This is a genomic window from Parvibaculum sp., assembly GCF_039680535.1.
Taxonomy (GTDB): domain Bacteria; phylum Pseudomonadota; class Alphaproteobacteria; order Parvibaculales; family Parvibaculaceae; genus Parvibaculum.
Window position 1 is genome coordinate 38554 of sequence record NZ_JBDKSS010000025.1, and the last position, 14674, is coordinate 53227.

Here is a 14674-nt window from a genome sequence, read left to right on the forward strand (position 1 = left end):
AAAAATGAGGATCGGAATCATAGGTGCAGGCTATATCGGCCGTGCGCTGGCGCGCCTCGGCGTGCAGAGCGGTTGTGATGTGATGATCAGCAATTCGCGCGGGCCGGAGACGCTTGGCAGCGCCAAGAGCGCGATAGGCTGCAAGATCGGCACACTGGAGGAGGCCGCAGCCTTTGGCGATGTGGTGGCTATCGCCATCCCGTTCGGGCGTTTCAGGTCGCTCCCCGTTGCGCCCTTCGTCGGCAAGATCATCCTCGACGCCAACAATTACTATCCTGACCGTGACGGCGTGATGCCCGAGCTCGAAAATCGCGAGACGACGACCAGCGAGCTGATGGCGCAGCATCTCAAGGGCGCGAGGGTCGTGAAGGCGTTCAACGCCATTCTTGAAAAGCATCTCGATACGGACGGACGCCCCGCCGGGTCTCCGGACAGGCGCGCATTGCCGCTTGCGGGCGATGATCTGGAGGCCAAGCGCGTCGTCGCCGAAATCTATGATCGCTTCGGCTTCGACGCAGTGGATGCAGGCGCCTTGTCCGAGGGCTGGCGCTTCGAGCGCGCGCGGCCTGCCTATTGCGTCCGCCTCGATGTCGATCAGCTCAAGGCTGCGCTGGCCGATGAGGGACCGAACGTGCCCGAAGGAAGCTGGCGGCAATGAGATCGCGCCCCGGCTGCCTGATGAAGGAAGCCGGGGCACCTCTCGGCCTGCGCCTTACTTCACGATAATCTTGCCTCCCATGCCGACCTCGGCATGGCCGGGATAGTTGCAGGCAAACTGGAATTCTCCGGCGTTCGTGAAGGTCCAGACCAGTTCCTTCGTCTCGCCCGGTTCGGTTGAGACGGCGTTGGGGGACTTGTGCCCCATGCTCTCCATGCTCATGCCTGCCATCTCCTGCATCATCTGGCGATGGGCTGCCATCTCGGCGGCATCCGCAATCATGAATTCGTGCGGCTGTTCGCCCTTGTTGACGAAGACGAAGCGCACCGTCTCGCCTTTCCTGAACGTCAGATCCTTCACATTGTAGGCGATTTCCGTCGCCTCGATGGTGACCGTGCGGTCGGCCTTCTTCGCGTCACCGGGTTCGCCGTAGGTGGCGCCATGGTGGTGGCCGTCATCCACGGCGGAGGCAAAGGCGGCGGGCGCTGCGAGGGCGAGGCAGGCAGCGAGCAGGGTGGCTGTTATCGTTTTCATGGTCGTTTCCCGTTTGAGGACTTCGTTCATCAGAACCAGAAGCTCACGCCCGCGCGGAGCGTGAGGTCGCCCGGATCGCCGCCATCGTTGCGGATCATCCGCGCCGTGTTGCCAAGCGCTCGCTCATAGACGAGGTCGATATAGGGAGCGAATTTGCGCGTGATCTCGTAGCGAAGCTGCGCGCCCATCTCGACGCGGGAAATCCCTGCGCCGATTTCGCGCTCCGGCACGTCGTTTGCCGAAACATCGAGCTTCAGATGCGGCTTGAGGGCGACGCTCTGGGTAATCAGAAGGTCGATCGATTGCTCGAGCCTCGCGCTCAGATCACCGTTCTTTGCGAGAAAGGCGTGAGCGCCCGTTTCGATGAAATAGGGCGCAAGACCCTCGACGCCGACGACAAGAAAAGTCTGCGGGCGAGGATCGAAATCCTGCCTCACGCCGGCCTGCACGTCCCAGAACTCGGAAACATTCCTGCTGTAAAGGCCCCAGACCTCGGAGCGTTCGACATGGCCGTTCTGCATCTCGCCTTCGCTCCTGACGACGAGCTTTTCCAGATCGCCGCCGATGGAGCCGATACCCTCCCAGGTCAGAAGCCCGCCCTGATGGTTATGGGCGCCGTCGATCTGGAAGCGCACCACATGGAAAGGCGAGCTTTCTTCGCCATGCATCATCTCCTCTGCGGCCAGCGCCGGCGCAAACGGCAGCGACAGGAAGAGCAGCAGGGCCGCATATTTCGGGAGCCGGTTCATCGCGCCGCCTCCGCGCTCATGCGCGCCACGACCACCTTGTTCATCATGCCGGAGGCCATGTGATAAAGCAGGTGGCAGTGAAACGCCCATTCGCCCGGCTCATCGGCAGTGACGAGGACCGAATAGCTCTGCCCAGGCGGAACGCTCACGATGTGCTTGTCCGGCAGTCGCGCGGCCGGCTGGCCGTTGACAAGCTGCACGAACATTCCGTGCAGATGCATCGGATGCGCCATCATCGTGTCGTTGACGAAGGTGAGCTTCACGCGCTCGCCGTATTTGAGTTCGATCGGCTTTGCCTCTTCGAACTTCTTACCATTGAGCGTCCAGATGTAGCGCTCCATGTTGCCGTTGAGGTGGACGACGATCTCGCGTGATGGTTCGCGCGTGTCCTTCTGCGGCGTCAGCGATTTGAGATCGCCATAGCTCAGCACCTTCTCTCCCGGCGGAAAGCCTGCGCCCCAGCCCTTCGGGTGCAGGTCTTCTTTCTCCGGAAGCGCGCTGGCATCCGGTTTCGCGCTCATCGATGAATGGTCCATATGGCTCATGTCCATGCCGGCTATGGAGCCATGATCCATGCTTTCCATCGACCCCATGCCCATGTCGGCCATGTTGAGTTGCGTGCGCGGACGGAGCGGCGGAACGGGCGCCTCCATTCCCTCCCGCGGCGCGAGAGTTCCTCTCGCATAGCCGCTGCGGTCGAGCGATTGCGCGAAGATCGTATAGGCCCGGTCTTCCTTCGGCGTGACGATGACGTCGTAGGTCTCGCCGATGGCGAGTCTGATCTCGTCCACGGGCACGGGCATGACGTTCCGTCCGTCTGCGGCCACCACGATCATCTTGAGGTCCGGAATGCGCAGGTCGAAATAGGTCATGGCGGACGCGTTGATGAAGCGCAGGCGGATGCGCTCGCCCGGCTTGAAGAGCCCCGTCCAGTTCGCGTTGGCCGACTTGCCGTTGACGAGGAACGTATAGCCCGTCACATCGGCGAGATCGGTCGGGTCCATCCGCATCTCGCCCCAGTCCAGCCGGTCGCGCAACGTCGCGGCGACGCCATCCTTGCCGACGTCGCGGAAGAAGTCTCCGACGGTTCTTTTTGCGCGGTTGTAGTAACCCGAATCCGCCTTGAGGTTTCTCAAAATCGCGCTGGCGCGCTCGTCCGTGAAGTCGGACAGCATCACCACATAGTCGCGGGAGGCCGGGATACCGCCGGCTTTCGCCGGCTCGATGACGATCGGGCCCGCGAGCCCCTCCTGTTCCTGTCCGCCCGAATGCGAGTGATACCAGTAGGTGCCGCTCTGCCGAACCTTGAAGCGGTAGGTGAAAGTCTCGCCGGGCGCGATGCCATGAAAGCCGTTCATGCCTGGCACGCCGTCCATCTCGCCGGGGATCAGAAAGCCATGCCAATGGACAGAGCTTTCCTCTTTCATCTTGTTCGTCACATGAATGGTGACGTCCTCGCCCTCCTTGAAGCGCAGAAGCGGTCCGGGAAACTGCCCGTTGAGCGTGATCGTGTCTCCGCTCCGTCCGCCGACGTCCACATTGCTGCGGTCGATGACGAGGCTGTATTCGCCGGCCTCGGCGGCGAGGCTGATGAAGGTGAAACCGCCGAGGACCAGAACCTTGAATAGCGCGCGCATCATAGCTGGACGATCCGCAAGCGCAGCGCATTGCCGATGACGCTGACCGAGGAAAGCGCCATGGCTGCGGCTGCGATGATCGGCGAAAGCAGAATGCCGAAGACCGGATAGAGAAGGCCCGCCGCGATTGGAATTCCGGCGGCGTTATAGATGAAGGCGAAGAAGAGGTTCTGCCGGATGTTGCGCATGGTCGCCTCGCTGAGACGCCGTGCGCGAACGACGCCCAGAAGGTCGCCTTTAAGAAGTGTGATACCCGCGCTTTCCATCGCCACGTCGGTGCCGGTACCCATGGCGATGCCGATTTCCGCCGCCGCGAGCGCGGGCGCGTCGTTGACGCCGTCGCCCGCCATGGCGACCGTGTGCCCGGCCTTCGTCAGATCGTTGACGACAGAAGCCTTCTGGTCCGGCAAGACTTCCGCCCTCACTTCGTCGATGCCAAGACGGCGCGCCACGGCATTCGCGGTGGTCGGATTGTCGCCCGTCAGCATGACGATATGGATGCCCTCCGCCCTGAGCGCGGCGAGCGCGGCGGGCGTCGTTGCCTTTACCGGATCGGCGATGGCGATGACGCCTGCGAGTCTTCCGTCGATACTCGCGAAGATTGCCGTCGCTCCATCCTGCCGCAAATCCTCGGCGGCCTTCGCGAGCGGTGTCGTCGCAATGCCATTCTCTTCGAGATAGCCGGCGTTGCCGACAATGACGCGCCGTCCTTCCACGGTGCCGATGGTGCCCTTGCCGGCGGGGGCGTCAAACGCGGTGGCCTCGCCGATCGCGAGCCCTCGCGCCTTTGCCGCCGCAACAATGGCGTCCGCCAGCGGGTGCTCGCTCGCGCGTTCGACGCTTGCCGCGAGCCGCAGAAGATCGGCTTCGTCCGCGCCTTCGGCGGTCACGATGGCCGTTACCGAAGGCTTGCCTTCCGTCAGTGTGCCCGTCTTGTCGACGACCAGCGTGTCGATCTTCTCCATGCGTTCCAGCGCTTCGGCGTTCTTGATGAGAACGCCGAAACTCGCGCCGCGTCCGACGCCGACCATGATCGACATGGGCGTCGCCAGGCCGAGTGCGCAGGGGCAGGCGATGATGAGTACGGCGACCGCCGCGACGAGGCCGAAGGTGAAGCGCGGCTCCGGCCCGAAGGCCGACCACGCCGCAAAGGCCATGATGGCGATGACGATCACCAGCGGCACGAACCAGCCGGCCACACGATCGGCAAGCCGCTGGATCGGGGCGCGCGAGCGTTGTGCATCGGCCACCATCTGCACGATGCGGGCGAGCATGGTTTCGCGTCCGACCTTTTCGGCGATCATCACGAAGCCGCCGGATTTGTTCAGCGTGCCGGCGATAACCTTTGCGCCCGGCTCCTTCGTTACCGGCATGGCTTCGCCCGTGACCATGGATTCATCGATGGAGACGCGGCCCTCGACGACGCTTCCGTCGACCGGCACCTTTTCGCCGGGCCGCACGCGCAGGCGATCGCCCACATGCACATCGTCCAGCTGCACCTCCTCGTCCTCGCCATCGGCGCGAATGCGGCGCGCGGTCTTCGGCGCAAGGTTGAGCAAGGCGCGGATCGCGCCGCTCGTCTGTTCACGCGCCCTGAGTTCGAGCACCTGACCGAGAAGCACCAGAACGGTGATGACGGCAGAGGCTTCGAAGTAGACCGCGACCGCGCCGTTCATGTCGCGGAACGTCGTTGGGAAAATGCCAGGTGCGACCGTCGCGACCACGCTGTAGGTCCACGCAACGCCCGTTCCCATGGCGATCAGCGTGAACATGTTGAGGTTGCGCGTGAGAAGCGATTGCCAGCCGCGCAGGAAGAAGGGCCAGCCTGCCCAGAGCACGACCGGTGTCGCCAGCGCGAGCTGAATCCAGTTCGTGAGCGTCGTGCCGAGCGTCATGTCGAGGCCGGTCAGATGCCCGCCCATTTCGAGCAGGAAGACCGGAACCGTCAGCGCGAGGCCGATCCAGAACCGCCGCGTCATGTCGATGAGTTCGTGGTTCGGTCCGGCATCTGTGCCGGCGACCAGAGGTTCGAGCGCCATGCCGCAGATCGGGCAGGAGCCCGGGCCGACCTGACGCACCTCCGGATGCATCGGGCAGGTATAGATCGTTCCTTCCGGCGCGGGCTCTTGCGCCACCGGGTGCAGGTACTTGTCGGGATCGGCTCTGAACTTGGCCTCGCAGCCTGCCGAGCAGAAATACCAGGTCTCGCCTTCGTGCTCGGCGCGATGCTTCGCGGTCTGCGGATCGACCGTCATGCCGCAAACGGGATCCTTCGCCATGCCGGCCGCGGCGTCGTGGCTGTGGTGGTGCTGATGTCCGTTTCCGCCGCAGCAGGCCTTGCTTTCGGTGTGCGAAACCATCGGTGTCCTCTCTCGAGCCTTCTTGTCAGGACAGCCACCCTAGACCTTCCTGTCACTGGAAGGTCAAGCCGGGCGCAGCTCTGATCTCAACTTTTGGAGAATGCCTATTTTCGCGACAGGTTGCTTTCGAATTGCGCAATAAAAACAATGACTTGCTTCATGGCTTGGAAAGGTAATTGCGGTAAATGTCGAGTCATGCCGCATTTTGCCCGGGCTTACGCCGCCGGGGATTGGTGTTTTTTGAGTGAGAATTTGCGCGATGACGAGACAGAAGAGGCTCGCCCAGCTTTCACAGGTTGAAGGGATCGGCGCCCATGTGCCGGCCGACATGACGTCGCCCGAGGTTTATCGCGGTATGTTCGAGCACGCGATCTGGGGCATCTTCCAGACGACGCCGGACGGACATTATCTCGCTGCCAATCCGGCGCTGGCACGCATCTATGGCTACGCGTCGCCTGCCTGCATGCTCGATGCGCTGACCGATATCGGCCGCCAGCTTTATGTCGATCCTCATCGCCGCGACGAGTTCGTCCGCCTGATGCGCGACACAGGCACGGTTTCCGGCTTCGAGTCGCAGGTCTATCGCCGCGACGGTCAGGTGATCTGGATTTCCGAATGCTGTCGCGAGGTCCGCTCCGCCGCGGGCGCGCTTCTCTACTACGAAGGCACGGTCGAAGACATCACCATCCGCAAGAACGCCGAACGCGACTTGCAGAAGGCGAAGGAGCAGGCGGAAGCCGCAAACCGCGCCAAATCGGCGTTTCTCGCCAATATGAGTCACGAACTCCGCACGCCGCTCAATGCGATCCTCGGCTTTGCCCAGATTCTTCGCGACGGCATTCTGGGTCCGATCGGCGAACCGAAATATCAGGAATATGCAGGCGACATCTATCGCAGCGGAAAACATCTGCTCGACGTCATTAACGATATTCTCGATCTGACCAAGATCGAAGGCGGTCATCTCAAGCTCGATGAGCAGGATGTCGATGTCGGCAATGTCTTCGCCGCATGCGAGCGCCTCGTTGCGGAAAGCGCGAAGGATGCGGGCGTCGATCTCAAGGTCGTCAGCCCTGCGGTGCCGGTGACACTTTTTGTCGACCCGACGCGGCTTACGCAGATTCTCCTCAATCTCCTGTCGAACGCGATCAAGTTCACCCCTGAGGGGCGCAGCGTGAAGCTCTCGATGAGCTTCGCGTCCTCGGGCGATTTTCTGATGGCGGTGGAGGATACCGGCATCGGCATGACGGCCGACGAGATGGTTCAGGCGCTTCAGCCGTTCCAGCAGATCGACAACTCGCTGGCTCGCCGATACGAGGGCACCGGTCTTGGCCTCACCTTGACGAAGCTTCTGGCCGAGCTGCATGGCGGCGCGCTGAAGCTCGAGAGCGAACCGGGGCGGGGGACCAAGGTCACCGTTTCGCTGCCTGGAAAGCGCGTGATCGCCGACGACCAGTTCTAAAAATTAGGCAACTGGAGCGAGATTGTGCGCGCGTTAGGCGACATGCCTATTAAATAGCCATGAATTGATGCGGAGACCTTGCCGCTCCCACCCTTTTCGCGGCTTCGGCGCTGGCACCGCTCTTGCTCTTTAACTCCCATGCGATTGGCGCAAGAGGTGCCATGTAACCGGGGAGTTGCTATGCCAGAGGCCGCCTTCGATGAAATGGGCCTCAGCGACCGCGATGTCCGCAATGCCTATGCGACATTGCGCGATTGGCTGCGCGAGACCCCGCCGGAGGTCCTTTCCCTGCGTCGCGAGGAGGCGGAGACCTTTTTCCGCCGGATAGGCATTACCTTCGCCGTCTATGGCGAAGGCGGCGACCCTGAGCGCATCATTCCCTTCGATATCATTCCGCGCATTCTGGAGGCTGCCGAGTGGCGCCAGATTTCGGCGGGCCTCGTACAGCGGGTAAAGGCGCTCAACGCTTTCATTGCCGACATTTATGGGGCGCAGGAAATCATGCGGGCCGGGATCATGCCCGCCGACCATGTGCTTCTGAACGAGACCTATCGGCATGTCATGCGCGGGATCGAAGTTCCCGCCGGCATCTACACGCATATATCCGGCATCGACATGGTGCGCGTGGGGCCGGAGGAGTTCTACGTTCTCGAAGACAATGTGCGCACGCCATCCGGCGTTTCCTACATGCTGGAGAACCGCGAGATCACCATGCGGCTCTTCCCCGATCTTCTGTCGCGCTACAATGTGGCGCCGGTCGATCACTACTGCGACGATCTTCTGAAGACGCTTTCGTCCGTCGCGCCGCGCAATTGCGAGGGCGAGCCGACGGTCGCGCTGCTGACGCCAGGCATCTACAACAGCGCCTATTACGAACATTCCTTCCTCGCCGACCAGATGGGCGTCGAGCTTGTCGAAGGGCCCGATCTCTATGTGAAGAACGACATCGTCTATATGCGCACGACGCAGGGCCCGAAGCGGGTCGACGTCATCTACCGCCGTGTCGACGACGATTTTCTCGATCCGCTCGCGTTCCGGCCCGACTCGGTGCTCGGGGTCGCCGGTCTGATGAACGCCTATCGCGCAGGGAACGTCAATCTCGCCAACGCCGTGGGCGCCGGCATAGCGGACGACAAATCGACCTACACCTATGTGCCGAAGATGGTCGAATTCTATCTCGGCGAAACACCCATCCTGAAGAACGTGCCGACCTATCGCTGCGGCGAGCGCGAGGATCTTCTCTATGTGCTGGAGCGGATCGACGAACTCGTGGTCAAGGAAGTTCACGGATCGGGCGGCTACGGAATGCTTGTCGGCCCCAAGGCGACCCGCGCCGAGCGCGAGGCGTTTGCCGCACGGGTGAAGGCCGCGCCCGAGAAATATATTGCCCAGCCGACGCTTGCGCTTTCGACCTGTCCGACCTTTGTCGATCAGGGTATTGCGCCGCGGCACGTGGATCTCCGGCCGTTCGTGCTCGCGGGCAAGGAAATCCGCGTCGTTCCGGGCGGGCTCACCCGCGTCGCGCTGCGCGAGGGATCGCTCGTCGTCAATTCAAGTCAGGGCGGAGGCACCAAGGATACATGGGTGCTGAAGGACTAAGACATGTTCCGATCGGGTGTAACGCGATGCTGAGCCGTACTGCCGACAGTCTCTACTGGATCGCCCGCTACATGGAGCGGGCGGAAAATCTCGCGCGGATTCTTCAGGTCACGGACCGGCTGTCGCTTATGCCGACGAGCGCCGAGATCACAGGGAGCGAATGGCATTCGACGATCATCGTGTCCGATTGCGAGGAAGGCTTTTATCGTAAATACAACGACGCCACGCCCGAGCATGTGATTTCATATCTCGCCTTCGACGAGGACAATCCTTCGAGCATCCGCTGCTGCATCGAGACAGCGCGTCGAAACGCCCGCGCCATCCGCACGGCCCTCACGACGGAACAATGGGAGACGCTCAACACAACCTGGCTCGACCTGCCGAAGTGGAGCGAGTCGCGCGTTCGCGGAAGCGGGTTGCACCGTTTCCTCGACTGGGTGAAAGACCGCTCCCTCCTCTTTCACGGCGGTACGGTTGCGACCATGCTCCGGCGCGACAGCTATCACTTCATGCAGCTCGGAACCTTCGTCGAGCGCGGCGACAACACGGCCCGCATCCTCGACGTGAAGTATCATCTGCTTCTGCCCGAACATGCCGAGGTGGGCGGCGGCATCGACTATTATCAATGGGCCTCGATCCTTCGCGCCGTATCCGGCTATCGCAGTTATCATGTGCTCTACAAGGAGGGCATCCGTCCCTGGCACATTGCCGAGTTCCTCATCATGCGCGAACAGATGCCGCGGTCGCTGGTGAGTTGCGCCGCGAAGATCAAGGACTGCCTCGACGCGCTGGGCGAGGAATATGGCCAGCGACATGATTGTCACCGCATGGCGGGGCAGGCCTACTCGCAGCTTCGCTTCGGAGAGGTGAGCGATGTTTTCCGCCAGGGACTCCATGAGTTTTTGACGCGGTATGTTGAGCAGAATAATCGTCTCGGATCAGAGATCAGCCGCAGTTACCTGATGTGAAACTTCGCATGCGAATCCATATTCACCATGAGACGGTCTATCGATACGCGGAGCCTGCTTCCTATGCGATTCAGGCTCTGCGGTTGAAGCCGCTCGACAACGCGACGCAGACGGTGCTGAGCTGGCGTCTTCAGGTGCCGGCGCTGGCGACCGTGACAGAGACGCGCGACGTCTATGGCAATGTATTGCAGATGCTCTATGTCGATCGCCCGCATCAGGAAATTCCGATCCGGGTGACGGCTGAAGTCGAGACGCTGGACCGCAGCGGCGTCGTCAATGCGCATGAGCCCTTTTCGCCACGCTTCTATCTGCGTCGCACCGATCTCACCGATGCGGACGAGGCGATTGTCGCACTTGCCGAAAAGGCGAGAACGGCTTCCGACCGCACGCCGCTCGACATCGCTCACCGGCTGATGGAGACGGTGCGCGACGCGCTCGACTATCACATCGGCAATACGGACGCGCAGACGACAGCGGCTGAAGCGCTCGCCAAGGGCTCCGGCGTCTGTCAGGACCATGCTCACGTCTTCATCTCGGCGTCGCGCATGCTTGGCATTCCGGCGCGCTATGTCAGCGGCTATCTCTGGATTGACTCCGATATGGCGCAGGAGGCAAGCCACGCCTGGGCGGAGGCCTATATCGATGGGCTTGGCTGGGTCGGCTTCGATGTCGCCAACAGAATTTGCCCGACGGCGGCCTATGTGCGGGTCGCCACCGGGCTCGATTATCTCGAAGCGGCGCCTGTGCGCGGCCTTCGGCGCGGCGGTGGGCAGGAGACGCTCGAAGTGCGGCTGAAGGTTGGCGAGAGCGCGGCACAACAATAACGATCCGGGCGGAATAGATTTCATGACTTATTGCGTTGCGCTTCGCCTTCGAGGCGGTCTCGTTATGCTTGCGGATACGCGCACCAATGCGGGCGTCGACAACATCTCGACTTTCCGCAAGCTTACCACCATCGAACGACCGGGCGACCGCGTCATCGGCATCATGACGGCGGGAAACCTCGCCCTGAGCCAGGCGATCGTCAATCTGGTGACCGAGCAGGGGCTCTCGCTCTATGAGGGGGAGCCGCAGGAAACGCTCCATACCGTTCCGAGCATGGTTCGCGCAGCCCAATTGATGGGCCAGGCGGTCCGGGAGATTTACAAGGTCGACGGCCCCTCGCTCGAAGCGCAGTCGGAAACCTTCAACGTCTCGATCCTGCTTGGCGGGCAGGTCGGCAATGGCCGCCTCCGGCTCTTTCAGATTTACGCGGCGGGCAATTACATCGAGGCGACCGAGGACACGCCCTATTTCCAGATCGGCGAGCACAAATACGGCAAGCCCATCATCGATCGGGCCGCGACCTACGAGACGGATGTGGGGGACGCGCTGAAGCTCGCGCTCATTTCCATGGATTCAACCATCCGCTCGAACCTGTCGGTCGGTCTTCCCATCGATCTCATGGTCTATCGTCGCGACGCGCTGAAGGTCGCGCTCAACCGGCGCATCAAGGACGATGACGCTTATTTCAAGGGGCTGCGGCAATCCTGGTCGGATGCGCTGACGCGCGCCTATCAGGCCATTCCCGGCCCGGACTGGGAGTTCTGAACGTCTCGCGCGGCGTGGTCCGGAACTTGCTCTATTCCTTCGCAGGGGGCGCGGAAAACGAGGCGCGACGAAACATGCCTAAGCTGAGCCTGATCCCGCAGGACGAGCGGAACTTCGTTCGCAACGTCGATTGGAACCTCTTTGGGCTCTTCCTCGAAATCGTCAATTCGGGCGGGATCAGCGCGGCGGCGCGCCATCTGAACAAGCAGCAGCCGACGATCAGCGCAGGCCTCAAGCGGCTCGAGGAGCATCTCGGCGTCGAGCTTTGCCATCGCACCAGCCATGGCATTGAGCTCACGCCCGCGGGCCGCGCGCTGGTGCCACTCTGCGAGGCCATGATGGGCGCGGTGCGAACCGCCCCTCATGAGGTCGCCCGGGCCGCGAACCTCGTCGAAGGAATCATCAACATCACCATCATGTCGAGCATCGTTTCGCCGGAGTTCGACGCCGCCATCGCCGCCTTTCACGCGCTTCACCCGGGCGTCGAGATAAGCCTCGACGTCGTGGCCTGGCGCGGTGTGGTCAAGGCCCTGAAGCTCGGCGAGGCCGAAGTGGGCATCGCCTGCGACAGCGCGCCGAGCGAGGGGCTTCGCTATGCGCCGCTTATGAAGGAGGTGCAGCAGCTCTATTGCAGCCGGAGCCACCCGCTTTTCGGGCGCACCATCGGCCAGCCCTCGACGCTTTGCGATGAGCCATTCGTGATGACCGGCGAGGACGAGCCGGAGGAACTCGAACGCTTCCGCCGCCGCTACGGGCTTGGCCGGCATGCGGGCGGGTTTGCAGAAAACCTGCACGAGGTGAAGCGACTGATCGAGCTTGGCGTCGGCATCGGCTTTCTGCCCACCTGCGTCGCGGAAGAAATCGACCGGGGGCACAATCTCCATCCCCTGCTGCCCGACGATCTGCTGCCTAGCTATCACGTCTATCTCATCACCCGCGAGCAGGATGCGCGCGACACACCAACCGAATTGTTCCTCAATGAAATCCTCGGTCGTCTTCACGAACGCCCATAGACCACATCTATGGGCGGCATCGGAATTTCCCGTCTTCGCCTATGGCGCCCTGCCGACGCATGCTTTGTCCAGTGCAGTGCAGTGCAGTGCAGTGCGGTATCGGACGAGACGAATGACGAATATCGGAGTACGGATCGAACAAAGGAGTGAGCCGACCGTCGCGACCCTCGCGGGTCTCTGGAGCCGCTCGCTGATCGACTGGCCCGATGGCAGGAGCGACCGCACGACTTTCGTCAACTGGATGCAGGGGCCGAGCTACTATCTCGATCTGCGTCAGCCTGCCGGAAGGCCTGATTATCGCGGCGTCAGGAATTTGCGCGGCCTCAACTTCGAGCAGCTCGGCTGGCTGGCCTCGCAGGAAGGGTTCGCGGGCGAACTGCATTATGCAGATGGTTTCTTCGAGTGGCGGCGTGAAATCGACTTCCAGCCGCAGGCGATCTATTCCGATCAGGGCCGCCTCTGGATGGAGCCCGACATGATGGTCGAGGAGGGGAAGGACATTCCCTATATCGAGCACTGGCACCGTGAGCCCGTCGATCTCGATCCCGTCTGCGCGCTCCGCCTCGACGATCCGGCCACTGGCACACGGGCCTATCTCATGCGCCTCGGCGCTCTCTTCATGTATGCCCGCGCGCGGAGCGCCGCCGCGGCCGCCGGGCTGCATCTTCAGGATTGTGTGGCGGGCGCCGCGAGCCTCGAAGAGGCGCAGGACCTTGTCGATTGCGAGATTTCGCAAGGTGTCGTCAGCAGTGCCGGCTGGATTGTTCAGCGTTCCAGCCTGCCGTTCCGCGAGGGAGAGCGCATCGATCCCGTCTGGGACTCGAAGGCTTCGGGCGCAATCGTTCTTTCCGATGTCGATGCTCAAGGGCGCGACGTCAGCCGAAGGTGGCAGATTCTCGACGCGCAGGGCGCGCTCGACGCGTTCCCCATCGAGGGAAAAGTCAGGAGCGCTTCATGATGGAGACGAAGATGGCAACAGGCAGAGCCTTCGACCATATCCCGCTTGTCGATATCGCGCCCCTGCTTGGCGACGATCTGGAGGCGAGAAAAGCCGTCGCACGTGAGATGGAGAAAGCGGCGAGTGAAGTCGGCTTTCTTTATGTGACCGGTCATGGCATCGCGCCGGAACTGATCGAGAATCTTCAGGCCAAGGCGGCCGCCTTCTTCGCGCTGCCGGAGGACGTGAAGAGGAAGTATTACATCGGCAACTCGCGCGCGCATCGGGGCTATGTGCCGATGGGCGAGGAGAACTTCTATTCCGGCGATGTGCCGAGCGTCGACAAGAAGGAAGCCTTCGACCTCTCCATAGACCTCGCCGAAAACGACCCCGATCACATCAAGGGCTATCGTCTTCTGGGGCCGAACCAGTGGCCATCCGAAGTCGAAGGCTTCAAGGACGATATCTACGCCTATTACGAGGCGGCAACGTCGCTCGGCCACACGCTGTTTCGCGGCTTCGCCCTTGCGCTGGGACTCGATGAGAACCACTTCGAACGCTACCTGACCAAACCGCCCTCGCAGCTTCGCCTTGTTCATTACCCGGAAGCGGAAGGCTTCGACGCTTCGGCGATCGGCGGCAGCTCCAGCAATTTCGGCATCAGCCCGCACACCGATTATGAGTGCTTCACCATCCTGCATGTGACCGCGCCGGGGCTTGAAGTCGTGAACGCGGAAGGCAAGTGGATCGACGCGCCGCCCGTACCCGGTGCTTTCGTCATCAATATCGGCGACATGCTGGAAGCCATGACCAATGGCCGCTTCATCGCCACCGCGCATCGCGTGCGACGCGTTGCCTATGAGCGCTATTCGTTCCCGCTTTTCTGTTCGGTCGATTACGACACGGTGGTGGAGCCATTGCCCCAGTTCGTGGGCGTGGATGCGGCGCGAACCTATCCGGCCTATGTCGCGGGCGATCATCTTCTCGCGCAGACGATGCGGACATTTGCCTATCTCAGGAAACTTGAGAAAGAAGGGCTCATCGCCATTCCGGAATCGGAGACGACCGGCGAAACCTTCTTCGGGCGCAAGGAGCGCGCCTGAACGGATTATAGAGAAACGACAGAAGCGGAAACGCCTCAACCCTGCGGGATCGCGGACACGCTCCGCC

The 14674-nt window shown here is 62.1% G+C and carries 13 protein-coding genes; 9 read left to right on the top strand and 4 right to left on the bottom strand.

Annotated elements, in window-relative coordinates; translation table 11 throughout:
- Nucleotides 1-4: 4 nt before the first annotated feature.
- On the top strand, nucleotides 5-658 hold the full coding sequence (locus ABFC66_RS15535; protein WP_346741882.1) for an NAD(P)-binding domain-containing protein: 654 nt from the start codon (nucleotides 5-7) through the stop codon (nucleotides 656-658).
- A 54-nt stretch (nucleotides 659-712) separates the two neighbouring features.
- On the opposite strand, the gene ABFC66_RS15540 is transcribed toward ABFC66_RS15535, so the two are convergent.
- Genes ABFC66_RS15540 through ABFC66_RS15555 form a run of 4 tightly spaced genes read right to left on the bottom strand, consistent with a single transcriptional unit; the run spans nucleotide 713 to nucleotide 5938 of the window.
- A complete protein-coding gene (locus ABFC66_RS15540) occupies nucleotides 713-1192 on the bottom strand; it encodes a cupredoxin family protein (protein ID WP_346741883.1) in 480 nt (159 codons plus the stop codon).
- Nucleotides 1193-1221: 29 nt separating this feature from the next.
- Entirely contained in the window at nucleotides 1222-1941 is a 720-nt protein-coding gene (locus ABFC66_RS15545) for a copper resistance protein B (RefSeq protein WP_346741884.1), read from the bottom strand.
- Complete coding sequence (locus ABFC66_RS15550; protein ID WP_346741885.1) at nucleotides 1938-3581, bottom strand: copper resistance system multicopper oxidase; 1644 nt, start codon at nucleotides 3579-3581, stop codon at nucleotides 1938-1940. Before ABFC66_RS15550 ends, ABFC66_RS15545 begins: the two co-directional genes overlap by 4 nt.
- A complete protein-coding gene (locus ABFC66_RS15555; protein WP_346741886.1) occupies nucleotides 3578-5938 on the bottom strand; it encodes a heavy metal translocating P-type ATPase in 2361 nt (786 codons plus the stop codon). The genes ABFC66_RS15550 and ABFC66_RS15555 overlap by 4 nt, the downstream gene beginning before the upstream one ends.
- Nucleotides 5939-6197: 259 nt before the next feature.
- On the opposite strand from ABFC66_RS15555, the gene ABFC66_RS15560 reads away from it, so the two are divergent.
- The 8 genes from ABFC66_RS15560 to ABFC66_RS15595 all read left to right on the top strand — a co-directional run bounded on the left by ABFC66_RS15560 (nucleotide 6198) and on the right by ABFC66_RS15595 (nucleotide 14607).
- Nucleotides 6198-7397 carry an ATP-binding protein gene (locus tag ABFC66_RS15560; RefSeq protein WP_346741887.1) on the top strand — a complete coding sequence of 400 codons (1200 nt, stop codon included), beginning with the start codon at nucleotides 6198-6200 and terminating at the stop codon, nucleotides 7395-7397.
- Nucleotides 7398-7577: 180 nt separating this feature from the next.
- On the top strand, nucleotides 7578-8996 hold the full coding sequence (locus ABFC66_RS15565) for a circularly permuted type 2 ATP-grasp protein (protein WP_346741888.1): 1419 nt from the start codon (nucleotides 7578-7580) through the stop codon (nucleotides 8994-8996).
- Nucleotides 8997-9022: 26 nt separating this feature from the next.
- Nucleotides 9023-9964 carry an alpha-E domain-containing protein gene (locus ABFC66_RS15570; protein ID WP_346741889.1) on the top strand — a complete coding sequence of 314 codons (942 nt, stop codon included), beginning with the start codon at nucleotides 9023-9025 and terminating at the stop codon, nucleotides 9962-9964.
- Nucleotides 9965-9972: 8 nt separating this feature from the next.
- The gene (locus tag ABFC66_RS15575) at nucleotides 9973-10788 is read left to right on the top strand and encodes a transglutaminase family protein (protein WP_346741890.1); all 816 of its coding nucleotides are present in this window, start codon (nucleotides 9973-9975) and stop codon (nucleotides 10786-10788) included.
- A gap of 22 nt (nucleotides 10789-10810) precedes the next feature.
- Nucleotides 10811-11554: a peptidase gene (locus ABFC66_RS15580; protein WP_346741891.1), complete on the top strand. Its 744-nt coding sequence runs from the start codon at nucleotides 10811-10813 to the stop codon at nucleotides 11552-11554.
- Nucleotides 11555-11628: 74 nt separating this feature from the next.
- The gene (locus ABFC66_RS15585) at nucleotides 11629-12567 is read left to right on the top strand and encodes a LysR family transcriptional regulator (protein ID WP_346741892.1); all 939 of its coding nucleotides are present in this window, start codon (nucleotides 11629-11631) and stop codon (nucleotides 12565-12567) included.
- Nucleotides 12568-12679: 112 nt separating this feature from the next.
- Nucleotides 12680-13525 carry a hypothetical protein gene (locus tag ABFC66_RS15590; protein ID WP_346741893.1) on the top strand — a complete coding sequence of 282 codons (846 nt, stop codon included), beginning with the start codon at nucleotides 12680-12682 and terminating at the stop codon, nucleotides 13523-13525.
- The gene (locus ABFC66_RS15595; RefSeq protein ID WP_346741894.1) at nucleotides 13522-14607 is read left to right on the top strand and encodes a 2-oxoglutarate and iron-dependent oxygenase domain-containing protein; all 1086 of its coding nucleotides are present in this window, start codon (nucleotides 13522-13524) and stop codon (nucleotides 14605-14607) included. The genes ABFC66_RS15590 and ABFC66_RS15595 overlap by 4 nt, the downstream gene beginning before the upstream one ends.
- The last annotated feature ends 67 nt before the right edge of the window (nucleotides 14608-14674 follow it).